Source organism: Vibrio sp. ABH4_348 (genome assembly GCF_056159765.1).
Window position 1 is genome coordinate 616,609 of the sequence record NZ_JBSWVW010000001.1, and the last position, 23,312, is coordinate 639,920.

22 protein-coding genes are annotated in these 23,312 nt (G+C 43.7%); 11 read left to right on the forward strand and 11 right to left on the reverse strand.

Annotation, left to right across the window (positions count from 1 at the left end):
- The first annotated feature begins 81 nt into the window (after positions 1-81).
- From ligA to ACXAFJ_RS02875, 3 genes are all read left to right on the forward strand, one after another.
- Positions 82-2,097, forward strand: coding sequence for an NAD-dependent DNA ligase LigA (ligA, locus tag ACXAFJ_RS02865; protein WP_475321283.1), 2,016 nt, complete (start codon positions 82-84; stop codon positions 2,095-2,097).
- Positions 2,098-2,553: 456 nt separating this feature from the next.
- Complete coding sequence (locus tag ACXAFJ_RS02870) at positions 2,554-3,639, forward strand: porin (protein WP_475321285.1); 1,086 nt, start codon at positions 2,554-2,556, stop codon at positions 3,637-3,639.
- A 78-nt stretch (positions 3,640-3,717) separates the two neighbouring features.
- A complete protein-coding gene (locus ACXAFJ_RS02875) occupies positions 3,718-4,515 on the forward strand; it encodes a YccT family protein (RefSeq protein ID WP_475321286.1) in 798 nt (265 codons plus the stop codon).
- 67 nt (positions 4,516-4,582) lie between these two features.
- Here the strand turns inward: ACXAFJ_RS02875 and ACXAFJ_RS02880 are convergent, their stop codons facing one another.
- From ACXAFJ_RS02880 to ACXAFJ_RS02890, 3 genes are all read right to left on the reverse strand, one after another.
- A complete protein-coding gene (locus ACXAFJ_RS02880) occupies positions 4,583-5,437 on the reverse strand; it encodes a co-chaperone YbbN (protein WP_475321287.1) in 855 nt (284 codons plus the stop codon).
- A gap of 258 nt (positions 5,438-5,695) precedes the next feature.
- On the reverse strand, positions 5,696-6,523 hold the full coding sequence (locus tag ACXAFJ_RS02885; RefSeq protein ID WP_475321289.1) for an SDR family oxidoreductase: 828 nt from the start codon (positions 6,521-6,523) through the stop codon (positions 5,696-5,698).
- Positions 6,524-6,569: 46 nt separating this feature from the next.
- Positions 6,570-7,475, reverse strand: a complete 906-nt coding sequence (locus ACXAFJ_RS02890) for a TIGR01777 family oxidoreductase (RefSeq protein WP_475321290.1) — start codon at positions 7,473-7,475, stop codon at positions 6,570-6,572.
- A 295-nt stretch (positions 7,476-7,770) separates the two neighbouring features.
- Here ACXAFJ_RS02890 and ACXAFJ_RS02895 point away from each other — a divergent pair, with 295 nt between their 5' ends.
- From ACXAFJ_RS02895 to yfcE, 5 genes are read left to right on the forward strand one after another with little or no spacing between them, the layout of a single operon-like run.
- Entirely contained in the window at positions 7,771-8,505 is a 735-nt protein-coding gene (locus ACXAFJ_RS02895; RefSeq protein ID WP_475321291.1) for a DUF1538 family protein, read from the forward strand.
- Positions 8,502-9,290 carry a DUF1538 domain-containing protein gene (locus ACXAFJ_RS02900; RefSeq protein WP_475321293.1) on the forward strand — a complete coding sequence of 263 codons (789 nt, stop codon included), beginning with the start codon at positions 8,502-8,504 and terminating at the stop codon, positions 9,288-9,290. The genes ACXAFJ_RS02895 and ACXAFJ_RS02900 overlap by 4 nt, the downstream gene beginning before the upstream one ends.
- On the forward strand, positions 9,280-9,630 hold the full coding sequence (locus ACXAFJ_RS02905; protein WP_475321294.1) for a P-II family nitrogen regulator: 351 nt from the start codon (positions 9,280-9,282) through the stop codon (positions 9,628-9,630). The genes ACXAFJ_RS02900 and ACXAFJ_RS02905 overlap by 11 nt, the downstream gene beginning before the upstream one ends.
- Positions 9,627-10,022 (forward strand): CBS domain-containing protein, encoded by a 396-nt coding sequence (locus ACXAFJ_RS02910; protein ID WP_475321295.1) that lies wholly within the window; start codon positions 9,627-9,629, stop codon positions 10,020-10,022. Before ACXAFJ_RS02905 ends, ACXAFJ_RS02910 begins: the two co-directional genes overlap by 4 nt.
- Before the next feature lie 49 nt (positions 10,023-10,071).
- Positions 10,072-10,617 carry a phosphodiesterase gene (gene yfcE, locus ACXAFJ_RS02915; protein WP_475321297.1) on the forward strand — a complete coding sequence of 182 codons (546 nt, stop codon included), beginning with the start codon at positions 10,072-10,074 and terminating at the stop codon, positions 10,615-10,617.
- A 12-nt stretch (positions 10,618-10,629) separates the two neighbouring features.
- Here yfcE and ACXAFJ_RS02920 read toward each other — a convergent pair whose 3' ends face one another.
- Genes ACXAFJ_RS02920 through ACXAFJ_RS02935 form a run of 4 tightly spaced genes read right to left on the reverse strand, consistent with a single transcriptional unit; the run spans position 10,630 to position 13,057 of the window.
- On the reverse strand, positions 10,630-10,908 hold the full coding sequence (locus tag ACXAFJ_RS02920) for an Rdx family protein (protein ID WP_475321299.1): 279 nt from the start codon (positions 10,906-10,908) through the stop codon (positions 10,630-10,632).
- 10 nt (positions 10,909-10,918) lie between these two features.
- Positions 10,919-11,674, reverse strand: a complete 756-nt coding sequence (locus ACXAFJ_RS02925) for a sulfite exporter TauE/SafE family protein (protein WP_475321301.1) — start codon at positions 11,672-11,674, stop codon at positions 10,919-10,921.
- Between the two features lie 22 nt (positions 11,675-11,696).
- The gene (locus tag ACXAFJ_RS02930) at positions 11,697-12,212 is read right to left on the reverse strand and encodes a regulatory protein ToxS (RefSeq protein ID WP_475321302.1); all 516 of its coding nucleotides are present in this window, start codon (positions 12,210-12,212) and stop codon (positions 11,697-11,699) included.
- Positions 12,212-13,057, reverse strand: a complete 846-nt coding sequence (locus ACXAFJ_RS02935) for a winged helix-turn-helix domain-containing protein (RefSeq protein ID WP_475321304.1) — start codon at positions 13,055-13,057, stop codon at positions 12,212-12,214. The genes ACXAFJ_RS02930 and ACXAFJ_RS02935 overlap by 1 nt, the downstream gene beginning before the upstream one ends.
- A 253-nt stretch (positions 13,058-13,310) precedes the next feature.
- On the opposite strand from ACXAFJ_RS02935, the gene htpG reads away from it, so the two are divergent.
- From htpG to hemH, 3 genes are all read left to right on the forward strand, one after another.
- Positions 13,311-15,215 (forward strand): molecular chaperone HtpG, encoded by a 1,905-nt coding sequence (htpG, locus tag ACXAFJ_RS02940; RefSeq protein ID WP_475321305.1) that lies wholly within the window; start codon positions 13,311-13,313, stop codon positions 15,213-15,215.
- A 333-nt stretch (positions 15,216-15,548) separates the two neighbouring features.
- Complete coding sequence (gene adk / locus ACXAFJ_RS02945; RefSeq protein ID WP_475321307.1) at positions 15,549-16,193, forward strand: adenylate kinase; 645 nt, start codon at positions 15,549-15,551, stop codon at positions 16,191-16,193.
- Positions 16,194-16,321: 128 nt separating this feature from the next.
- Entirely contained in the window at positions 16,322-17,290 is a 969-nt protein-coding gene (gene hemH, locus ACXAFJ_RS02950) for a ferrochelatase (protein ID WP_475321308.1), read from the forward strand.
- 74 nt (positions 17,291-17,364) lie between these two features.
- Here hemH and asnB read toward each other — a convergent pair whose 3' ends face one another.
- The 4 genes from asnB to nagA all read right to left on the reverse strand — a co-directional run bounded on the left by asnB (position 17,365) and on the right by nagA (position 23,199).
- Positions 17,365-19,029 carry an asparagine synthase B gene (asnB, locus tag ACXAFJ_RS02955; protein ID WP_475321310.1) on the reverse strand — a complete coding sequence of 555 codons (1,665 nt, stop codon included), beginning with the start codon at positions 19,027-19,029 and terminating at the stop codon, positions 17,365-17,367.
- Between the two features lie 153 nt (positions 19,030-19,182).
- Positions 19,183-20,769: a cation:proton antiporter domain-containing protein gene (locus ACXAFJ_RS02960; RefSeq protein WP_475321311.1), complete on the reverse strand. Its 1,587-nt coding sequence runs from the start codon at positions 20,767-20,769 to the stop codon at positions 19,183-19,185.
- Between the two features lie 76 nt (positions 20,770-20,845).
- A complete protein-coding gene (gene nagC, locus ACXAFJ_RS02965; protein ID WP_475321313.1) occupies positions 20,846-22,060 on the reverse strand; it encodes a DNA-binding transcriptional regulator NagC in 1,215 nt (404 codons plus the stop codon).
- 2 nt (positions 22,061-22,062) lie between these two features.
- The gene (gene nagA, locus ACXAFJ_RS02970) at positions 22,063-23,199 is read right to left on the reverse strand and encodes an N-acetylglucosamine-6-phosphate deacetylase (RefSeq protein WP_475321314.1); all 1,137 of its coding nucleotides are present in this window, start codon (positions 23,197-23,199) and stop codon (positions 22,063-22,065) included.
- Positions 23,200-23,312: the final 113 nt, after the last annotated feature.

The window sequence follows — 23,312 nt, forward strand, 5'->3', positions numbered from 1 at the left end:
TTTTTGATCCGGATAACTTTTCGCAAAATCGTTATCTTCATGGCAACATATCCCTTCAAATTAGCACTGGAACCCCAAAATATGTCCTTAGAACGTATAGAAGAACTGCGCGAAGCTTTGCGTCATCACAGTCATTTGTATTATGTACTTGATACTCCACAAATACCCGACGTGGAATACGACAGAATGTTTCAAGAGCTTGAGAAGCTTGAGGCCGAACATCCAGAGTTAGTCACATCAGAGTCACCTACACAGCGAGTCGGAGGTCAAGCACTCGCCGCCTTTGAACAAGTTTCTCACCAGTTACCCATGTTGTCTTTATCCAATGCCTTTAATGAAGATGACTTGGATGCATTTTATAAACGTTTGTCGGACAGATTGGATGTTTCAACCTTAACCGGATTCAGTTGTGAACCTAAACTAGATGGCCTTGCAGTAAGTTTGCGTTATGAAGACGGGGTTTTGGTGCAAGCGGCAACTCGTGGCGACGGTACAACGGGCGAAAACATTACTGAAAACGTTCGGACCATTAAGGCGGTTCCACTAAAACTTCGCGGACAAGAATATCCAAGAGTTTTGGAAGTTCGTGGTGAAGTGTTTATTTCCAAACAGGGTTTTGAAGTTCTAAATGAATCGGCTAAGAAAAAAGCTCAGAAAGCTTTCGCAAATCCAAGAAACGCTGCTGCGGGTAGCTTGAGACAACTGGATCCAAGAATAACGGCTACTCGCCCTCTGACTATGTATTGCTATGGCGTTGGTTACGTTGAGCAAGGAACGCTCGCCGAATCCCACTATCAAAGACTTGAACGACTAAAAGAGTGGGGCTTGCCGGTTTGTCCGGAAAGTAAATGGGTCGAGAATTTTTCTGAGGTTCAAGAGTTCCAACGTTCAATTTTGGCCAAAAGAGACTCGCTACCGTATGAGATCGATGGTGCCGTGATTAAAATCGACAATATTGCTTTGCAAGATGAGCTTGGCTTTGTTGCACGAGCACCAAGATGGGCGATTGCGTTCAAGTTTCCGGCTCAAGAAGAGGTTACCATCCTTAATGATGTTGAATTTCAAGTTGGACGAACAGGCGCAATTACACCTGTGGCTAAGTTAGAACCAGTTTTTGTCGGTGGGGTGACGGTTTCTAATGCCACCCTTCATAACCAAGATGAAATTGAGCGCCTACAAGTCAAAATTGGCGACACTGTTGTGATTCGGCGCGCCGGAGATGTGATCCCACAAATCGCGAGTGTGGTTACAGCGAGGCGCCCAGATGATGCAAAAGATATAGTGTTTCCTAGCCAATGTCCGGTTTGCCAGTCAGTAATTGAGCGAGTAGAAGGAGAGGCGGTCGCAAGGTGCACCGCAGGTTTAGTTTGCCAAGCGCAAAGGAAAGAAGCATTAAAGCACTTTGTCTCGCGTAAGGCGCTTGATGTCGATGGCTTAGGAGACAAAGTCATCGAGCAATTAGTTGATAAGGAGATGGTGGAAACACCAGCTGATCTCTTCAAACTTACTGCCGGGCAACTCACGGTACTTGAGCGAATGGGCCCCAAGTCGGCGCAGAATATTGTCAATGCATTGAACAAATCGAAACTGACAACTCTAGCGCGCTTCATTTATTCATTGGGGATTCGAGAAGTCGGCGAGGCAACCGCGGCAAACCTAGCTCAGCATTTTATGACGCTAGATAAAATTAAATCGGCCAGTATCGAACAATTGATTGAAGTTAATGATGTTGGCAACATAGTTGCAGCTCACGTTGAGAGTTTTTTTGTACAAGAGCGTAACCAAGTGGTGATCGACGAGCTAATAGCCAAAGGTATTAAATGGCCAGATATAGAATCATCAGACCAATCTCAAGGTGCCCGTCCTTTAGATGGTAAAACGGTGGTTTTAACCGGAACACTGTCTCAGCTGAAGCGAAACGATGCCAAAACCGCTCTCCAAGCACTAGGTGCCAAGGTGGCCGGTTCCGTGTCTAAAAATACAGATATCCTTTTTGCTGGTGAAAATGCTGGTTCCAAGCTGGCTAAAGCAGAAGCACTGGGTGTAGAGGTACAGGACGAACAGCAACTAGTCGTGTTACTTGACCAATATTCATAACAAGGACTTTTTTAACAAACCGAGTTTGTTATAAATGCTCGTTACTCTTCAATTTAAAAGTCGTAATTGATAAATGCTCAAATAAAACAGAGGATTATCAATTACGGCTTACTTCACAATTTTTTAACCTTCTTCAACGGCATTTGGCCATTTATCGAACGTCAACTTTGATAAGTTGCTGAAAAACATAGTGCTTGGCAAAGTTCCCTAAAGTTCAAAATAAATTTGGAATGTAAATCACATTTCGTGTGAAAGTATGTGCTTCATCATATTTTTCTAGAAAAAAAAAAAGATTACGTTGATGTTTCGTCAATGGCGAGTAGTCTTTAACACCGTAAGTACGCATCGCGTCGCTTACCTAGGTACTAGATACCTCGACAGGAAATTTTCTCTCCCTATGGCGGCCAACTTTAGGGAGAAGCAAAAAAGCTATATCCATTTTAGGAGTTTTAAAACATGTTTAAACGTACACTTCTAGGTGCTGCGATTGCTTCTGTAGCTTTCGCTGGTACTTCTAACGCTGCTATCGATCTAGCTGGCGAAAAAGTTCAACTTTTCGGTCTAGCTTGGGGTGGTGTTAACTACAAAGACGTTACAACTACGTCTGAAACAACTGCTGGCGTTGGTGCGCAAAGCTCTGATGTTGAAACACTAGCGGGTGACCAAGGAGGTCGTCTAGGTTTCAAAGGTACGGTCGAATTTGATCAAGTAGAACCTGACTTTATCTATGAAATCGCATCTAACTTCGCAACTGAAGGCAATGAGCAGCGTGATACTTGGATTGGCTTTACATTTGACGAAGTTGGTAAAGTTCGTTTCGGTCGTGTATTGGCAGCTGGTTTTGAAGTTGTAGATGATGTGGCTGGTGGTAACTCAGGTTCTGGTAATGCTGGTGCAGATCTAAAACACGTAGAAGCAAACGATGCTGACCTTGCAAATGATGTAGGCATTGTAAACTTTGACCGTGTAAGTAATGCTATTCGTTTTGACTCTGTTGACTACAACGGCTTCTCGTTCGCAGCATCTTACCACAACGGTAATTCAGACACTGAGCAAAGCACTTTAGGTTTTTACGGTAAGTTTGCAAATGATACATTTGCACTTCGTGCAGGTCATCTAACACAAGACGGCTACACAGTAGACGGTGTTCGTCGTTTTGATAATTCTCAAACGGATTTTTCTGCAAGTCTATACCTTGGTTCACTAACAATCGAAGGTGCTGTTACATCAGCTGATTTAGACGGTGCAGATGGCCAGGCTGACGATTCTCAGCGTGGTGCTCTAGTTCACGCTCGTTACAACTTCGACAACGGTTGGTACGTCCGTGCTGGCTACGGTAAGCGTGGTGTATCTGATACTGTAGAGACTCTTGGTCTAGATGATTCTGATGTTTCAATGGGCTTCCGTGTAGGTACAAACTACAATGGTGTTGATCTGTTCTGGGATGTTAAGCACAACGAAGAACGTTCTTTGATCAACAACCAGACTATTACAGTTGTTGAAACTCAATCTGTTGGCTTCAACGTTGAGTACGCATTCTAATCAAGTTTTCTTGATATAGTTTGATTTAACGGGCATTCTTCGGAATGCTCGTTTTGTTTTATATCAACTGGATGTTTCATGAAGAATTTAATTTTAGTTTTTATCTTAGCTCTTACCGCACTTAGTTCAGCAAATGCTATTGCTCAGGCTGATATTAAGTTTTCTACAAATATAAGCCCAATGGTTGTAAATGATGATGTAATAGGGACATTTGGCGGTTTTTTTGGCCCGGATTCTTATGATTTAAAACACTCTGGCTTGAACCAAGTAGTTTTTCAGTATTGGGTTAACTACCGCGAAGGCGGTATTTTACAAAAATACAATTCCCCAAGTTTTGTGGTAACATTTGATGTAAAAGATGGTGAGTTTTATACATTGGAGCCATATAGACAGCTAAAAAATATTGATAAGCGAAAAAGCTTTGTAGCTAACCCTACCATTCATTTACTGGACAGTTCAGGTAATAAGGTAGATGCGAAAATTGAATATATTGGTGTTCCGTCCCACGTTGGACAAGACCTATTGAGGGAGCTTAAGCGCTATAATCGCGTCAACAATATTCAAGTACGCTCGGATTCATTGATTGCAGAAAAAGATTCTATTGTTGAGTCGGTGGTAAAAGAGCTTTCACAGGCAGGCCAACTTCCACAAACTTCTCCTGCTTCAAGTAAAGCTTTAGACATGGCTCAATACTGGTTTGAAAAAGCCTCAGCTAGTGAAAAAGAGCAGATAGTTGAATGGGCATTTGCCAACCGTAAAGTGGTAAATGTGACTGAGCTTTCAGGTAGCAAGCCTCTGGAAATGATGAGCTACTGGTTTAAAGAAGCATCTCCGGAAGAGCGTAAAGCTATTGCTGGCTGGTTAGCAGCTCAATAAATAGGTTTATGTAATAGATTTAAAAAGGCAGCCTGTTGGCTGCCGTTGTCGTTTTAAGATGATAGAATTAGTAAAGCTTAGAATACAGTTTTCGGCGGTATTGCCCGGTTAATGGGTTTGATTGGCCAAGCGCGGTTAAAATTTCCATAAAGGCAGCTTTTACCTCACCATCAAAAACGTGTAAATCGCTATCTAGCGGTTGCCAGAGCTTTTCTAAGGCCTCCTCATCACGACCGACTTGATGGTAGTTTTTAGCCAGTTCTATAAGTACTGATAAATCATCTGGGTTTTCTTGATGCTTGACTTCAAGAGCTTGGAGTTCTGGGCTGTTCGCGGCTTCTTTTAGCAATTCAAGTTGTGACATCAAGGTTTTGTAGTGACCATCTTGATATTCGAGCGGAATATTGCTGAGTAAAGTTTCCGCTATATCAGCCTGTTGAGAGCTTAAATAGCAGCTAGCGAGTGCCAGTTTGACTTCAGGCTTGCTTTGCCCTTCCTCAGACAGAGTTTTGAGAACTGTCAGTGCCTGATCAAAGTTCTGTTCGCCCAACAATTGAGTCGCTTGATTAAAACTCAGTTCATCTTGTGAAGGCAGGTGCTTTGCCAACATTTGTTTTATTGCAGCAAGCTCTTGAGGGCCACCTAAACCGTCTACAGGTTGGCCGTTAACAAATAATGCAATGGTAGGCAGAGCTTGTACCCCAAACTGCCCGGCAATCATTTGTTGTTCTTCACAGTTGAGCAAGGCTAGTGTAAATGCCCCATTATATTGATTGGCTAGGCTTTGCAGTGATTCAATAACTTGCGTACTCTCCGGAATAGAGGGTGCCCAGAAGTGAATCAGCACAGGCTGCTGCATTGAGCTTTCTAAGACTTCGCGGAAGTTTTGTTCGACCAGTTCGACAATATGAGGAGATTGCATGCTAACGCCCTAAAAATGAGTTCTAACTGCTCGGTCTGGCAGTTTATGGAAACAGTAAATCAATAATGGGGTTAGCGGTAAACGAAAACAAGCCCTAGTAATGAGCAAGGGCTTGTTAGAAGATAAGAAATAAGCTTATAGCAGCGCAAATACCAATGATATTGAGTTGATAAAGTGACAAGGTGGTTCATCCAAGTTATCCGACCCTAAAACTATACCTTTGGATTGTTACTCATTTATTACATTTCTTTGCATGAATTATGCGGCCGAATACAAAATTTTGTCGAGTAGCCTCGTCGGTAATAAACGCTTTAGCACAGCAAAAACCTTGGTTGGCGTGGTAATTCGATAGCGAGCTTTAGGGTGAGTTGCTTCTAATGAGTGCAAAACGGGTTGCAAACAACTACTCGGTGGCAGAACAAAGTGGTTGTTGGATTTGTCAGATTCAAGCCGTTGTAGCTGAGCTTGGTAGGATTTACTGTGATAACTATGTTCACTATCAATCCATTTAATGAATGAGTGATGAGCATTCTCTCTGAACTGGGTTTCAATTGGCCCGGGCTCAATTAATGTGATTTTGATATTGGTGTCTCTGAGTTCAAGCCTCATTGTGTCGGTCCAACCTTCAATCGCAAACTTAGAGGCGTTGTACGCCCCGCGATATTTCATTGCAGCAAAACCGAGGACAGAACTATTCTGAATAATACGTCCTTGCCCATTTTTTCTCATATGCGAAATAGCAAGTTGAGAGAGTTCATGCCAGCCAAAAAAGTTGGTTTGAAATTGCTGCTTAAGTGCTTCAATAGGTAAATCTTCCAATGCCCCTGCTTGTCCATAGGCACCATTATTAAACAATGCGTCTAACTTACCATTGGCAAGTGCTAGAGCCTGCTTGAAACCTTGTTGTATTAAGCTAGAGTCATCAAGATCTAATCGAACGCAATTCAGACCTTCATTCTGCAGTCGTTCTACGTCTTGTTGTTTACGGCAAGACGCTATCACTTGATAACCTCGTCTTTTGAGTTCGTGAGAAATATAATAACCAATACCAGTCGAGCAACCGGTAATAAGAATCGACTTAGACATGAAATACTCTGATAAAAAGAAATACGGGTTAAGCAATAGTAAATTATTAATGACGCAAAAGATCTTTCAGCGCCGGCTCGATTCTTGAGTAACTAAATTTGAATCCAAGCTCAGTGAGTTTTTTGGGCTTCGCTCGAATACTGTCAATCAGAAGCTGAGCACTTTCTCCCATCATCATCTCCATCATAAACTGAGGAACAAACATCCAATGTGGTTTGCCAAGTGTCGCAGCAATGGATTGATTCAGCTGCTTGTTTGAAACGGGATGTGGCGCGGTAATATTAAATGCACCGTTAGCGTGTGGTGTGGTGAGTAAGAAAAAGATAGCTTTAACTGCATCCAAAATGTGAATCCACGGAATGTACTGCTCTCCCGAGCCAACGGGACCTCCGACACCAAATTTGTGTGGGAAGACCATTTTAGGTAAAGCCCCCCCTGAACCTAATACGACACCTGTTCTGAGAAGACAGACACGGGTGTCGTTGCTTCTTGCCCGCAGTGCGATTTCCTCCCATTTAGCGCAAACTTTATGGGAAAAATCTTCGGTCGTGGCTTTGAGACTTTCATCAAATGGATGTTGCTGCTGGTCACCGTAGTAACCCACCGCAGAACCACTAATAAAAGTATGTGGTGGAGTGGTACTGGCATGAATCAGAGAGACCAGTTGTTCGGTTATATCCCATCGGCTGTGACAGATCTTTTGCTTTTGAGTTTTGCTCCAACGCTTATCGGCAATGGGCTCACCTGCAAGATTAATCACGGCATCGAACTCATTTAGATCCTTGAGTTTCTTGAGGTCTTGCAAATAGCGAATATTACCAAGGTCAGCGTGTTGAACTTTGTTTTTTGCGGATGTGATATCACGAGTCACTAAGGTGATTTTTTCAGTGGACAGCAGCTTGAGTAGTTCTTGGCCGATAAATCCGGTACCACCGGTTATGAGAATATTCATTAAGTGATCGTTACCTTTTATCTTAGTTTATTCACTAAATTAACACGTTACATTCATCAACATGTTCTGATGCAATAGAAACATAGTCCGCCTAGATAAGCTTAGATCAATGAGCGAGTAATTAATTGGCTTATTCGGTTTTGTACATCCACCAAGATCACAGTTTTTATCAGAAAAAGGAAGTGATTTCAGAATGTTGAAAAAAATCACACTGACCCAAGAATGAAAGTGCCATGCTCAGGTATTAACCACCCATAACTAAAAGAAAAGGTGTCAGTGAGTATGAGGCGAGTTGATGCGAGGATTTAAAGCGTTGATAACAGCATTACTTGGTAGTGTTAGAGATTTACTTCCTATTGTTGCTGTCATCGCTTTTTTCCAACTTGTGGTTTTGAACGAACCCTTGCCAAACATCGGTTCCATATTGACTGGGTTGTTACTGGTTGTAATGGGACTAACTCTGTTTATATTCGGTTTGGAGCTTGGCTTGTTCCCCATTGGTGAAAGTATGGCACAAGCGTTTGCTCAAAAGGGCAGCGTATTATGGTTACTTATATTTTCGTTTTGTCTGGGCTTTGGTACGACCATAGCAGAACCTGCATTAACTGCCGTCGCCTCTGAAGCTGCAAGAGTGGCGGCCGATGGTGGCATGATAGCAAGTGAACCAGCTGAGCTGGATGCTTATGCGTTAGGCCTTCGATTTACTGTCGCCGTGTCAGTTGGGTTTGCCATTGTGATTGGTGTTCTAAGGATTCTCAAAGGATGGCCAATACAGTATTTGATTATTGGCGGCTACATTTGCGTAGTGGTTCTTACTGGGTTCGCGCCGGATAGCATTATTGGGGTTGCGTATGACTCGGGCGGTGTAACCACTTCAACCATTACCGTGCCACTAGTTACAGCTCTAGGTGTTGGCCTGGCTTCTTCAATCAAAGGTCGAAACCCTATGATAGATGGATTCGGGTTAATCGCTTTTGCCTCTTTACTGCCAATGATGTTTGTCATGGTCTATGGGATGGTGGTGGCATGATTGGTTGGCAAGCTTTTTTTGACACGCTTTTGAGCACGATTACCGATGTAATACCGATTGCCTCGATTATTTTTGGATTCCAGTTTGCTGTGCTAAAGCGACCAATCACCAACCCGCTAAAAGTCATTCTGGGGTTTAGTTATGTCATTGTTGGTTTGAGTCTGTTTTTAATGGGGTTAGAGCTGGCTTTGTTTCCCCTGGGAGACACTATGGCCAAGCAACTTACCGAACCCAGTTTTCTTAGAACCCTTCAATCAAATGTCGGTCCACTTACCGCCGGTGATTACTATTGGGTCTATATTTTTGCGTTCCTTATCGGGTTTAGTACCACGATTGCTGAGCCATCTCTAATTGCCGTGGCGATAAAAGCGAGCCAAGTTTCTGGTGGGGTGATTAAAGTCAATGGGTTGAGAGTTGCTGTTGCGTTGGGTGTTGCGGCGGGTATTTCGTTGGGGAGCTACCGCATTGTGGTTGGTGACCCCATCCACTATTACATCATTGCTGGATATGTCGTAGTGGTGATTCAAACGTTTTTTGCACCAAAAACGATCGTTCCGTTGGCCTACGATTCTGGTGGTGTCACAACCTCAACAGTAACGGTCCCCCTAGTGGCAGCATTGGGATTGGGGTTAGCTTCCACGGTTCCGGGTAGAAGCCCGATGATAGATGGTTTTGGGCTGATCGCCTTTGCCAGTTTATTCCCCATGATTTCGGTCATGGGTTATGCCCAGCTTACCGCGTGGCTCAATAAGAATATCAATCAGGAGAATGATGATGCGCTTTAAACTACTTCTGGCATTTGTGGAAGAAAGCAAAACAGATACGGTGCTTGATGCGGCCAGAAAAGCAGGTGCAACCGGCGCGACCGTGATTAATCACGCTCGAGGGCAAGGCTTGAATCAAAAACGCACATTTTTTGGCTTAACCCTCGAAGTACAAAAAGACGTTGTTCTATTTGTTGTTGAAGAACACTTGGCGCGTAAGGTTCTGGAAACCATCAGTCAAGTGGGAGAATTCGATCAAGAATCAGGGCAGGGGATCGCGGTGCAAATAGACGTTGAAGATGCAGTCGGTGTTGCGCATCAAGTTCAGAGCTTATCAAAATTGGTTGAGGATGAAATATGAGTGAGCAAGTCACTATTCGAGTGCGGGATGTCATGTCTAGCACTTATGTCGAAGTTGACGGTTTAAACACTGTCCAAGAAGGTATAGCGCTAGCCAAAGAACATCAGGTTAAGGCCTTGGTGGTCAAGAAGCGCCATCAAGATGATGAGTATGGTTTAGTGTTGATGAACGATATTGCTAAAAAAGTCTTAGCAAAAAACCGTTCTCCCGAACGCACCAATATCTACGAAATTATGACTAAGCCAGCCTTGTCCGTAGACCCCGATATGCAAGTTAAGTATTGCGCTCGATTGTTTGAGCATTTTGGCATTAGTCGCGCGCCAGTTATCGAAAACGGAAAAATTATTGGAATGGTCAGCTACAACAACATCGTGATCAATGGAATGGCGTAACAATCCTGGTACGGTAACTCATGTGTTCATGCAAAATTAAGGAAACTGGATGAAGCTATTAATTGCCTCTGATCTTCACGGCTGCGCTCGCTCGACAGAAGTGATAGTTGAAACCTATCTAAAAGGTGATTTTGACACGCTAATTTTATTAGGCGATTTGCTAAACCACGGACCTAGAAATCCTGTGCCGTCAGGTTACGATCCTAAACATGCTGCAGAGATTCTCAATGAAGTGGCATCCGACATCATCGCGGTAAAAGGTAACTGTGATAGTGAAGTTGACCAGATGCTATTGGATTTCCCAATGAGCAGTAAACAAAGTTGGGTGTTACTGCCAAACAAACGCCGATTACTGCTGTCTCACGGACATATAGATAATCCTGCAAACCACCCTCCGTTGCGTGAAAACGATTGTTTGGTATTTGGTCATACCCATTTGCCTGTTGCGGAGCAGAAAAACGGTTGTTTCTATTTCAACCCTGGCTCACCGACTTTTCCACGAGAAGGGCATTCACCCAGTTATGGAATTATTGATTCAGAAAACTTACAGGTTATGTCACTGGGCGGTGAGGTAATTCAACAAATCAATTGGTAAGTGGGCTACGGTCTACTTACTATCTGAATGTCCCAGATCCATATCTGGGGCAATAATGTTTCTCACTTTTTGCTTGAGTATTTTTGCTTCAGGGAAGCCTTGGTCGCGTTTACGCTCCCAGATCGACTCTCCATTACAAAATATTTCGAACCGACCGCCTGTATCTGGGTATAACGAAACTTGTTCGATTTCTTCACTAAAAGTATGCAATAGTTCTTGGCTTAGCCAAGTTGAACGGAGCATCCAATTACACTGACGGCAATAGTGAATTTCTATTTTTGCTTTAATCATTGTTATATACCTAAATCAGTAATTTGATTCCAACAGCAAAGGTTAGTACTTCAAAAAGAGTTTTTGTCACTCGGTTGGAAAATCGTTGAGAAAGCCAAGCTCCCATTGCTCCACCCAAAAATGAACCGATTAGAAGAGTAGGGAGCCATATCCAGTGGATTGGGGCACCACCATAGGCTACAGCAATACCACCCGTTCCATTCCAAAATATACCAACACAAACCAAGGTATAAGCGACTGCCTTTTTATAACTGAACCCAAAGCAGCGCACTAAAAATACGGTGACCAAAAGACCGGAACCTGCAGTGATAGATCCGTTAATGGCACCTATAACAAACAACGTAAAAGCGGCGAACACCCAGCGTCCCCAAGTGTCTGCTTTCTCAACTTCACATTGTCCAAGATCTTTTTTAAAGAAGGAGTAGCAACCAAGCAGCAATATGGTCCAGCCTAGTATCGAGCGCGCAATTGCGTCAGGAACTTGTAAGATGATGTGCGCACCTAACATGACCCCGACAAGGCCAAATAAGGTGACAAATAGCCCGAACTTAAAACTGAGAGTCCCCGTTTTTAAATGAGAGTAAGCAGCGCCAAACCCCAAAGCGACACTCGCAAGTTTATGGGTAGCAAGAGCCTGAGCAAAGGGAAGCCCTAGGAATAACAAAAGCGGAAACTGTAATAATCCAGCACCACCGCCCGACATCGCCGCTAACGCATTCGATAGGGTTGAGCCAATGAGCAATAGAATCGTTTCAAACCATGACATTATTGGCTTCCCTTACCTGACCCTAATAGGCGAAAAATAATTTGGATCGGTTGCCCAGATCAGTCCAAAGCAGTGTGTGACCATCCAGAATATCGATTTTTTGGCTTTGCTTAGCGTGAACTTTGTAAAACTCTTTCACTAAGGTGATTTCTTCCTCAGATAAATACAGTGTTTCCGCTGGCATTAAGTCACGAAATTCGGTGGGAGATATCAACATATAATTGTCTGCTAGTTCCCATTTCCCGGTTTCTGAAAACCGAATAGGCCTTTCATCAAAGCCGCCTGCAGTTCTGAGAAAGATTCGACTGTCTCGAATATAAGTGCCGTTGGAAAGAAATTTGGTATTCGCGAGTACGTTAACTCTTCGAACAATACCCATTTGCGCGAGTGTGTCATTCTCAGGCAATACGGAAACAATGTTTGAGTGCCATTCATGAGACAAGATCAAATGGTCAACTCGTACTACATAACTCCAATAGAGATAAAAACTGACAAAGGCTGAAAGTGCCATTGTCGCGATGGACATTTTTTTAACCATCACAAGCACCCTCCATTTCCTGTATCAGAGTGGCGATTGAGTCGAATCGTATTGTGTTTGATCGTGTGATCATGAGAGTGGACGAAGTTAATCGACAATATCGACTCTACCGTTCCCGTTACGATAATGCGATCGATGGATTGTTTATTATCCTGGTTTTCAAAATAAAGGTTCACACAGGCTTCTATTTCGTTAGCCCAAGATGATAGCTCTGGATTGTGGCGTGGAATTTCTACATCAATACCTTGCACGGTCAGCATGCTTGAAAACGTTGAGTGTGTAGGAACGAATTTGGACCACAACCAGATAGGAATCAAAATACTGAAAAACCCCAAATACCATTTAACATTGCGTAGTCGAGTGGATGGCAGTCCTTTGGAGTGAGTACCAGGTGACGTATCTACTGTCGATAACTCTGCGCGAGCAGTTTCAACGATATTTGCTGGGCTTTCATCGGTGCTTTTGGGGCGCTGCATTGCATTGATGTCGGTTGAACGCTCCAGTGCACAAATCAACTGATACCCGCGCTTTGGCACCGTTTTTATTAGTGCGGGTCTACGCGTAGAATCTTTTAAAAGCTTGCGCAGTGTCGAAATGGCTTGAGTCAAGCTGCTGTCATCAACTTCAATACCTTGCTGTCGCCATGCGCAGTCGAGCAACTGTTCACGAGAAACGACTTCGCTATGGAAATCACATAACAAGGACAAAATGCGGCTTTCGTTACTGCCAACCCGAGTGACTTCATTGTTTTCAGAAGTATCTGTCAACATTGAGGTATTCGGGTCAAAAATAAAACGTTCAGCAATAAAGAATTTCGTGCCTGCCGGCGTTGTTGTAAAAACCATGTCAAAAATAACGTGCTGTCTAGCTATCAAAACACCTTGCTATATATCTTCAAAATTGACATCAATTAATCAAAGATATCGAACAGGGTTCTCAAACGGGTGCATAGCATAGTCAATATCTGATCAAAAAACACCGCTTTTATTGTAGTGACACTTGATTTCCGATTTTTCACCCATATCTATCTGACAAGCATGACGTAACTAAACGTCGTTTTTCTGAACATTGCTTAACTTACATTGCTTGGAGCAAACAATGAGCGAAGTAGCGACTAAAAACAAAGAAACTCGTGGCTTTCAGTCAGAAGTAAAACAATTACTACACTTGATGATTCACTCTCTTTACTCAAACAAAGAGATTTTCTTACGTGAACTGATTTCAAACGCATCAGATGCATCTGACAAATTACGCTTTGAGGCGTTATCTAATTCAGAGCTTTACCAAGGTGATGCTGACCTTGGCGTAAAACTGTACTTTGACGAAGATGCCAATACCTTAACTATCTCAGATAACGGTATCGGTATGACTCGTGATGAGGTGGTTGAAAACCTAGGTACCATCGCTAAGTCTGGTACGGCGGACTTCTTCTCTAAACTATCAGAAGACCAGAGCAAAGATGCCCAACTGATTGGTCAATTTGGTGTTGGTTTTTACTCAGCGTTTATCGTGGCTGATGCTGTCACCGTTCGAACGCGTAAAGCTGGTGCGACTTCAAGTGATGCCGTTCAATGGCACTCAAACGGTGAAGGTGAGTACACACTAGAAGACATCGAAAAAGAGTCTCGTGGTACTGATATCGTGCTGCACATGCGCGAAGATGGCAAAGAGTTCCTAAGTGAATGGCGTCTGCGTGAGGTAATTGGCAAATATTCTGATCACATTAGTATCCCTGTTTCTATTCAAACCGCAGAGCGCGATGAAGAAGGCAAAGAAACTGGTGAGAAAAAGTGGGAGCAAATTAACAAAGCTCAAGCGCTTTGGACCCGCAGCAAATCTGACATCACAGATGAAGAATACAAAGAATTCTACAAGTACGTCTCTAATGACTTTGCAGACCCTGCTGTATGGAGCCATAACCGCGTAGAAGGGAAAAACGATTACACCAGTTTGTTGTACATCCCGTCAAAAGCACCTTGGGATATGTTCAACCGCGATCATAAAAGTGGCCTAAAACTTTATGTTCAACGTGTATTCATCATGGATGACGCTGAACAGTTCATGCCATCTTACCTACGATTTGTTCGTGGCTTAATAGATTCCAACGATTTGCCGTTGAACGTGTCTCGTGAAATTCTGCAAGACAACAAGGTGACTCAGTCGCTACGGGGTGCATGTACTAAGCGTGTACTTACTATGCTTGAAAAACTTGCCAAGAAAGATGAAGAGAAGTATCAAGCATTTTGGAAAGAATTCGGTCTGGTGTTAAAAGAAGGCCCAGCTGAAGATATGTCCAACAAAGAAAAAGTAGCAGGTTTGCTGCGATTCGCTTCAACAGAAGTAGATTCAGCCGATCAAACTGTTTCATTGGCGTCATACGTTGAGCGAATGAAAGAAGGTCAAGACAAGATTTACTACCTAACGGCGGATAGTTATGCCGCTGCGAAGAACAGCCCTCATTTGGAGCAGTTCAAAGCGAAAGGTCTGGAAGTTGTCTTGATGTATGATCGAATAGATGAATGGTTGATGAACTACCTGACTGAGTTTGATGGTAAGCAGTTCCAATCAATCACTAAGTCTGGTCTTGATCTGGGTAAGTTTGAAGACGAAGCGGAAAAAGAGAAGCAGAAAGAAACCGAAGAAGAGTTTAAGTCTGTTGTCGAGCGCACCAAAACTTATTTGGGTGACCGAGTAAAAGAAGTTCGCACGACTTTCAAACTTGCTAATACTCCAGCCGTTGTCGTGACTGACGATTTTGAAATGGGTACCCAAATGGCAAAACTTCTTGAAGCTGCAGGCCAAGCTGCTCCAGAAGTAAAATACATCTTGGAAATTAACCCAAATCACGAACTCGTTAAGAGCATGGCTGACGAGCCAGATGAAGAAGCATTTGGCCGTTGGGCAGAAGTTTTGCTTGGCCAGGCTATGCTTTCAGAGCGTGGTTCAATGGAAGACCCGTCTCAATTCTTAGGTGCGATTAATCAGCTTTTGACTAAAGGCTAACAGCACACGTTAAGTTACAAAGCTCGCTTCGGCGAGCTTTGTCGTTCTACCACTAATTAAATCAGCCAATACCTGTTACTCCGTTTGATATCCAGATAACGGGTTGATTAAAAACCAAACACTTTCGACATTCTTTAGTCTTATACACGTCTAATAGCGCGAAGTTTGTGGTAGGATCGGCGCTTGCCGAAATTCAAATGAATGAGGCGAGATACGGTGGCAGGACGCTAGCCAGTATTATTTATCGATATTCACCTTATACCGAAACTTATCGATTCTCATTAACCACGGTGAGCTTCGGTATAAAACTTAGATACAAAAAGAGGATATAACATGCGCATCATTCTTCTAGGTGCTCCAGGTGCTGGTAAAGGCACACAGGCCCAATTCATTCAGGAGAAATATGGCATTCCACAAATTTCAACTGGTGACATGCTACGTGCAGCAATCAAGGCAGGTACTGAGCTTGGCAAACAAGCAAAAGCAGTAATTGATGCCGGTCAGCTTGTTTCAGATGACATCATCTTAGGTTTGATAAAAGAGCGTATCGCAGAGTCTGATTGCGAAAAAGGTTTCCTACTTGATGGTTTCCCACGCACCATTCCTCAGGCAGATGGCCTAAAAGAAATGGGTGTTGAAGTGGATTATGTTATTGAGTTTGACGTAGCAGATGACGTTATTGTAGAACGCATGGCGGGACGTCGTGCTCATTTAGCTTCAGGTCGTACTTACCACGTTGTGTTTAACCCACCTCAAGTAGAAGGTAAAGACGACGTAACAGGTGAAGATCTTGTTGTACGTGACGATGATAAAGAAGAAACAGTTCGCGCTCGTCTAGGTGTATACCACGATCAAACTGCTCCACTGATTGAGTACTACGGTAAAGAAGCGCAAGCGGGTAACACTAAGTACTTGAAATTTGACGGTACTAAGCAAGTTTCAGAAGTAAGTGCAGACATCGAAAAAGCACTAAGCTAATCAGCACTTGTTGCATAGCTTTGATATAGTAAGGCGACCAAAAGGTCGCCTTTTCTTTTGGTCTTTTTTCAAGGTGTTACGTAATATTACCTGTAACTACTATCGCTCAACGACCTTACGACAGAACTATGACAAAAAAGCTAGGTATTTTACTCGTTAACTTAGGGACTCCAGATGAACCAACAGCCGCTGGAGTGAAACGTTTTTTGGCTGAATTTCTTCACGATCATCGAGTGGTTGATACCAGCCGCTGGATTTGGTGTCCAATTCTTCATGGCATTGTTTTACCGATTCGTTCACCTAAAGTAGCCAAGTTATATCAAACCATATGGATGGATGAAGGCTCTCCATTGATGGTGTACTCCAAGCAACAAGCCAGCACATTGCAAGCTAAGACAGGTTTGCCCGTTGAACTTGGTATGACCTACGGCAATCCCAGCTTGACCGATGGAGTGACTAAACTTCAGGCTCAAGGCGTTGAGCATATTATTGTATTACCTCTGTTTCCACAGTATTCGGCTACCACAACGGGTGCGGTGGTAGATGGATTGAATAAAGCCTTTAAGAAACTTAGAGTGTTCCCCGCGTTTTCTTTAATTCGGGACTACCACGATCACCCTTTGTACATAAAAGCACTGGCTGATCGTATTCGAGAACATTGGCAAAACAATGAACGTGGTGAGTATCTGCTGTGCTCTTATCACGGTATTCCTCAACGCTATGCTGATTTGGGTGATGTCTATCCTCAGCATTGCGAGAAGACAACTGAATTACTCGCAAAAGAATTGGGTTTGAGCGACAGTGAAATTGGTATGACTTATCAGTCCCGTTTTGGTCGTGAGCCTTGGCTACAGCCATACACAGATAAAACGTTGGAGAAAATGCCGGACACTGGTATTAAGAAACTCGACATAGTGACCCCAGCATTTTCTGTTGATTGTTTAGAGACGTTAGAAGAGATCGCTGAAGGCTGTGAAGAAACTTTCTTAGAGGCTGGTGGCGAGAAATTTAACTATATTCCTTGCTTGAATTCGACCGACGCCCACCTTCAGATGATGGAAGCGCTGATTAACTCGGTTAAACCCAATTACAGTTAATTTAGACTTCTATCTAAATCCAGTTCAAAAGCAAAAGGCACCGCGAAGGTGCCTTTTTGATTTTGGACTTCTTGCTAGTAAGATTCGTTGTGAACTGTTTTCACGGCGCGACCTGAAGGGTCTGCATTGTTCTTAAACGATTCGTCCCACTCAATGGCTTTTGCTGAAGAACAAGCGATTGAAGGCCCGCCTGGTACACATTCCGCTGCGGATGGTAGAGGGAACAACTCCTCAAAGATTTCGCGATACATGTAGCCTTCTTTAGTTTGAGGCGTGTTGTATGGGAAGCGGAATTGAGCCGATTCCATCTGCTGATCAGACACTTTTTCTTCCGCAACTGCGCGCAAGGTGTCAATCCATTGATAACCTACGCCATCTGAGAACTGCTCTTTTTGACGCCATGCGATAGAGTCTGGTAGGTAATGCTCAAAACATTCACGTAGAATGTGTTTTTCCATCTTGCCGTTGCCACACATTTTGTCTTCAGGGTTTAAGCGCATTGCTACGTCGATAAACTCTTTGTCCAAGAAAGGTACGCGACCTTCAACACCCCATGCTGCTAGCGATTTGTTCGCTCGAGCACAATCAAACATGTTCAGTGCAAGCAACTTACGAACGGTTTCTTCGTGGAATTCTTTCGCGTTAGGCGCTTTGTGGAAGTACAAGTAGCCACCAAAGATTTCATCGGCACCTTCACCAGACAGCACCATTTTGATACCCATGGCTTTGATCTTTCTGCCCATTAGGTACATCGGAGTAGAAGCACGAATCGTCGTTACATCGTAAGTTTCAATGTGATAAATTACATCGCGAATCGCATCCAAACCTTCTTGAATGGTATAGGTCATCTCGTGGTGAACCGTCCCGATTTTGTCAGCTACTTCACGAGCGGCTTTCAAATCTGGAGCGCCTTCCAAACCAACCGCGAAAGAGTGTAGTTGAGGCCACCAAGCTTCTGTTTTGGAATCATCCTCAACACGCATTGCTGCAAAACGTTTTGCCACCGCTGAAGTAATTGAAGAATCGAGACCACCAGAAAGTAATACACCGTAAGGAACGTCTGTCATCAGCTGGCGCTTCACCGCTGATTCTAGCGCTTCGGTTAACTCTTCCTTGCTAGTCGAGTTGTTTTGAACTGCTGCATATTCGTTCCAATCGCGCACGTAGTAACGCTGAGGTTCTTCATCGCTAGAACCGTAGTAACAACCCGGTGGAAATTCACTAATAGTGCGACAAACCGGTGTTAGTGCTTTCATTTCAGACGCAACATAGTAATTGCCATGCTCATCTAAACCTTGGTAAAGCGGAATAATACCAATATGGTCGCGTCCAACTAAGTATTGGTCTTTTTCTTCATCGTAAAGAACAAAGGCAAAAATACCGTTTAGGTCTTCAAGTAGGTCCGCGCCTTTTTCTTGGTATAGCGCAAGGATGACTTCACAGTCGGAATCCGTCTGGAATTCGTACTTGCCTTCAAAACGAGCGCGAATTTCTTTGTGGTTGTAGATTTCACCGTTAACCGCAAGGATGATTTTTTTGTCTGGGCTGTAAAGAGGTTGCGCACCACTGTTAAGACCAACAATGGCTAAGCGTTCATGAGCTAAAATCGCTTTGTCGGAGGCGTAAATACCTGACCAATCGGGGCCTCTATGACGAAGCTTTTTTGACATTTCTAATGCTAACGGACGCAATGCAGACGCATCACTCTTGATATCTAAAATTCCAAATACTGAACACATAACAATTCCTTACAACCAGTCCTTTATGTGTTCAATTTGCCACTATGATTAAAAAAAGCAATGAGAAAGTATAAAAAAAGCAAACCACCAAGGGTTTGCTTAGTATTTTTTTAATAAAACGTAGATTAATTAAATGAAATTTAATTATGGGTATTATTTGGCCGCTTTATCGCTAGGTAACTGTTCTAAGACATGTTGGGCAAAACCTTTACCAGCTTCACTGTAAATATTAAACGCGGCGTCAACACCGGATTCTCGCAGTGATTCGAGTTGGTCTGGGTAAGCTGCAATTGCGGCGATTTGTCCGGCAAAGTTTTTCTGCTTTAATTGCTCGAGTGCAGATTGATTACCTTGGTGGTGCGGCATCGCCAGTAACACTAGCTCAACGTTGGCTGTATCTAGAATCCTCTCCCAAAAGTCTGAGTCGGTTGCATCGCCAGCTATCACATTTCTGCCTTCCTTGCGGTGCAGCTCTGCAGCATCTTCTTTAACTTCCACACCTAAACAGCGCTTACCTTGCTGCTCAACTAATTCATCGTATGCGCCACTACCGATACGCCCCATACCTAGGATAAGTACTTGGGCTTGTCCGGGGTTTATCAACTTGTCTTTTAAATTGAGTTTCTCAGCGGCGTGGTCTCGCAGCCAATTGGCAAATTTACGATAAATTGCGTGGCCATTTTTATTAATAGGGGAGGCGATGATGAAAGAAATAGAGACAGCAAGAGCGATGCCGACCAATACATCGGCGCTCATCCAGCCCATATTGAAGGCCAACCCACCAACAATCAAGCCAAACTCACTGAAGTTGAACAAAGAAAATGCCGTTAGTAAGGATGTGCGTACTCTAAATTTAAATAGGTTGATAATAACAAAGTACAAGATGCCTTTAATTGGTAGAAGCAGTAGGAACAATAACGCCAGTACTAAACCAGACATTGTTGGCTCTGCGGACAAACCAATGTTTAGGAAGAAGCACACTAAGAACAGCTCTTTCATGTTAAACAATGATTTGGATAGCTCGGAAGCCTTGTTATGGCTCGCGAGTAACATTCCGAGAACGATAGCCCCTAGGTCGGCTTTCACTCCGACTAAATCGAATAGACCTGCTCCTGCAACCAGGGCAAGGAAAATACCCATTAGGACCAGCATCTCTCCGTGTCCAACCGAATCTAAGAGTTTGAAGAATAGTGGGCGGATAAAAGGAAGGGCAAACAATACAATAGCATACCATTCAGGTAGCTTGCCGGTGGACGCCGTCATAAAGACCACGGCGAAGATATCTTGCATAACTAAAACACCAATCGCGATGGTGCCATAGGTAGCGTTCATTTCGCCCTTTTCCTGAAGAACTTTTACCGCAAAAACCGTACTGGAGAAAGAGAGGGCAAAGGCCAGAAGGATCACCTGAGACATATCCATATTGGCAAGAGAACCTAAACCCAGAGATTTAAACAGCAACAGCCCTAGCGCAAAAATGGTGGTTGATAACAGGTTGTGTATGGTCGCGCCAGCCCAAATTTCTTTGGATAAAAGGGTTTTGATATCGAGTTTGAGACCGATGGTAAAGAGCAGTAGAGTCACACCCAAATCGGCAAGTGAGCTAATCACATCATTGGATTGATAGCCAAAAGCGTGTAAACCAAAACCGGCTAACAAAAAGCCAACGAGTGGTGGCAGTTGCAGTTTTAGTGCAACAAAACCCGCAGCAAACGCTGCAGAAATTAATACGATATCCATTCTACCTACGAGTAACAAAAAAGAGCTACGTTATTAACATAGCTCCATATTCTAGTAGTTTTGCGCGTTGAGGTAATTACTCTTCGAGCAATTTTTGTAACAAGACACCATTTAACATGGCGCGTTTGATCATCGCGAAGGCACTGAGAGTGGGTAGGTGATATACTTGCGACGCCACAATTGGCAAGTTTTGATGAAAAGTTTTCAGTGATTGATTTTCAATGTTGCGTCTAATCGCAGGAAAAACGATGTCTTGGCAGCGAGTAATATCACCGGCGATGACTATTTTTTGCGGGTTAAACAAGTTTATAGTGATGGCGATGGCTTTGCCAAGCTGATTGCCTACACGCACTAAGCTTTGTTTGGCAAGCTCGTCACCTTGATTGGCGTGATCACACACATCACCAATAGTAATACTGTCTAGTTGAGTTAGCGATGATTCATACCCCTGACCAATAAGCGATTTGACTCGCTGTACGATGGCTGGATTTGCCGCCACAGTCTCTAAGCAGCCAAAATTTCCGCATTGGCATTGTTCACCAAGAGGGTCAATTTGAATATGGCCAATTTCTCCAACGTTTCGGTTAAAACCAAGAAAAACTTGACCGTTAACGATAATACCGGCGCCTGTACCACGGTGCACACTAACCAAAATAGAATCTTGGCAGTCTTGGCTTGAACCAAAATAGTGCTCGGCCAATGCCATTCCTCTAACGTCATTACCAACAAAGCAGTGAACATTAAATGCATCGTGTATTAAGTCGCCTAAAGACAGGCTATCGATGGAGATATTTGGCATGTACTCGACCAAGCCTTCTTCCGGGTTAACCAAACCCGGCAAGGCCACGCCGATCGCAATCAGGTTTTTAATCACCAATTGCTGCGATTCAATAAACTCGCGGATGTGAGTGATTAAACCTTCTACCAACTCATCTTGAGATTGGTAATTGAAGTCTTGGTAGTCACTGACTAACTCTTTACCACCCAAATCAAATAGGGTGATTTGTAAGTAATCTCGACCTAGTCGAACAGCAATCGAGTGGAAGGGAGCGACTTCGGTGGTTAGGGAGATGGCACGACGACCACCAGTGGAAGCTTGTTGCGCGACCTCTTTGATGAGGCCGCGTTCTAGTAGTTGACGAGTAATTTTGGTGACACTGGCGGGAGCGAGTTGACTGGCGTCGGCAACTTGGATTCGAGAGATTGGTCCTTGTTGGTCAATCAATCTATAAACGGCTGCGCTGTTGAGTTGTTTTACTAAATCTACGTTACCAATCTGTCCGCCAGTCATGCCTAATTTTGCTCGTATTGTCCGTTCACCACGGTCGCTTTGACATTATAGTCGCGATCAAACACAGCAAAGTTCGCTACCATCCCTTTGCGGATACGGCCAAGTTTGTGGTCGACTCCGATTGCTTTTGCAGGGTATAGCGTCGCCATGCGAACGGCTTCGTCCAAAGCAACGCCCACGTGTTCAACAGTATTTTCAACAGATTCCATCATTGTTACTGCTGCGCCACCAAGTGTGCCGTTTTCGTCAACACACTTACCATCACGGTAATATACTTTCTTACCTACAAAAATAAAGTGATCGATGTTTGCGCCTGCAGGAGCTGTGGCATCGGTCACTAATACTAGTTTTTCGCCTTTAATTTTCTGGGCAATTCGGATGTTGGCGTAGTCAACGTGGAAGCCATCGGCAATGATGCCTGCGTATACGTCTTGTGAATCGTAAACCGCACCAACAACGCCCGGCTCACGGCCGACACTTGGTGTCATTGCATTAAACAAGTGGGTAGCGAATGTAATACCAGCGTCGAAGCTTTCACGCGCTTCAGCATAGGTGGCATTTGAGTGGCCAATTGACACGACAATGCCCGCATCGCGTAGACGGCGAATGTGGTCGTGGTCGTTCTTTTCTGGTGCCAACGTCACTTTGGCAACAAGTTCTGCGTTGTCACAGATAAAATCAACCATGTCAGTGTCAGACGGACGGATGTGATCGACACTGTGAATCCCTTTTTTCTCAACGTTTAAGTAAGGACCTTCAAGGTGCAAGCCTAGCGATTGATTTTCGTATTTTCCGTGGAACTCACGAGCCGCTGAAATAGCGTTACGCATGTCTTCATCTGACGAGGTAATTAAAGTTGGCAAGAAACTAGTACAGCCTGATTTCAAGTTAGCTTTATGCATAATCTCGAGCGTTTCTGCGGTCGTTTCATTGTTGAACATCACGCCACCACAGCCGTTAAGTTGTAGGTCGATAAAACCTGGAGTCAAATTTGCTCCCTGCAAATCAATCGTCTCGATACCACTTGGGATCTCGGACTCAGCCACAATTGAATGAATTAGGTCGTTTTCAACGATGACAGCATGACCCGTCAAAACGTCCGTACCGGTGAATACTTTACCGTTAGTTAGCGCATACATGGTTGCTAATCCTTCTATCTTCTAAAACTTAAATTGGGTGAGTTCCATCGGGTCCCTATGGTTTCGCGCGTTGGCGAATAACAGCTATTGCGATTTGTCCAACCTTTGTGGTC

Coding starts and splice junctions, on each gene's coding strand:
- ACXAFJ_RS02870 (WP_475321285.1), top strand. CDS start 2,554: ATGTTTAAACGTACACTTCTAGGTGCTGCGATTGCTTCTGTAGCTTTC.
- ACXAFJ_RS02905 (WP_475321294.1), top strand. CDS start 9,280: ATGCGCTTTAAACTACTTCTGGCATTTGTGGAAGAAAGCAAAACAGAT.
- asnB (WP_475321310.1), bottom strand. CDS start 19,029: ATGTGTTCAGTATTTGGAATTTTAGATATCAAGAGTGATGCGTCTGCA.
- ACXAFJ_RS02880 (WP_475321287.1), bottom strand. CDS start 5,437: ATGCAATCTCCTCATATTGTCGAACTGGTCGAACAAAACTTCCGCGAA.
- ACXAFJ_RS02890 (WP_475321290.1), bottom strand. CDS start 7,475: ATGAATATTCTCATAACCGGTGGTACCGGATTTATCGGCCAAGAACTA.
- ACXAFJ_RS02900 (WP_475321293.1), top strand. CDS start 8,502: ATGATTGGTTGGCAAGCTTTTTTTGACACGCTTTTGAGCACGATTACC.
- ACXAFJ_RS02920 (WP_475321299.1), bottom strand. CDS start 10,908: ATGATTAAAGCAAAAATAGAAATTCACTATTGCCGTCAGTGTAATTGG.
- ACXAFJ_RS02935 (WP_475321304.1), bottom strand. CDS start 13,057: ATGGTTTTTACAACAACGCCGGCAGGCACGAAATTCTTTATTGCTGAA.
- ACXAFJ_RS02910 (WP_475321295.1), top strand. CDS start 9,627: ATGAGTGAGCAAGTCACTATTCGAGTGCGGGATGTCATGTCTAGCACT.
- ligA (WP_475321283.1), top strand. CDS start 82: ATGTCCTTAGAACGTATAGAAGAACTGCGCGAAGCTTTGCGTCATCAC.
- ACXAFJ_RS02930 (WP_475321302.1), bottom strand. CDS start 12,212: ATGGTTAAAAAAATGTCCATCGCGACAATGGCACTTTCAGCCTTTGTC.
- nagA (WP_475321314.1), bottom strand. CDS start 23,199: ATGTATGCGCTAACTAACGGTAAAGTATTCACCGGTACGGACGTTTTG.
- ACXAFJ_RS02875 (WP_475321286.1), top strand. CDS start 3,718: ATGAAGAATTTAATTTTAGTTTTTATCTTAGCTCTTACCGCACTTAGT.
- htpG (WP_475321305.1), top strand. CDS start 13,311: ATGAGCGAAGTAGCGACTAAAAACAAAGAAACTCGTGGCTTTCAGTCA.
- ACXAFJ_RS02885 (WP_475321289.1), bottom strand. CDS start 6,523: ATGTCTAAGTCGATTCTTATTACCGGTTGCTCGACTGGTATTGGTTAT.
- ACXAFJ_RS02925 (WP_475321301.1), bottom strand. CDS start 11,674: ATGTCATGGTTTGAAACGATTCTATTGCTCATTGGCTCAACCCTATCG.
- hemH (WP_475321308.1), top strand. CDS start 16,322: ATGACAAAAAAGCTAGGTATTTTACTCGTTAACTTAGGGACTCCAGAT.
- yfcE (WP_475321297.1), top strand. CDS start 10,072: ATGAAGCTATTAATTGCCTCTGATCTTCACGGCTGCGCTCGCTCGACA.
- ACXAFJ_RS02895 (WP_475321291.1), top strand. CDS start 7,771: ATGCGAGGATTTAAAGCGTTGATAACAGCATTACTTGGTAGTGTTAGA.
- nagC (WP_475321313.1), bottom strand. CDS start 22,060: ATGACTGGCGGACAGATTGGTAACGTAGATTTAGTAAAACAACTCAAC.
- adk (WP_475321307.1), top strand. CDS start 15,549: ATGCGCATCATTCTTCTAGGTGCTCCAGGTGCTGGTAAAGGCACACAG.
- ACXAFJ_RS02960 (WP_475321311.1), bottom strand. CDS start 20,769: ATGGATATCGTATTAATTTCTGCAGCGTTTGCTGCGGGTTTTGTTGCA.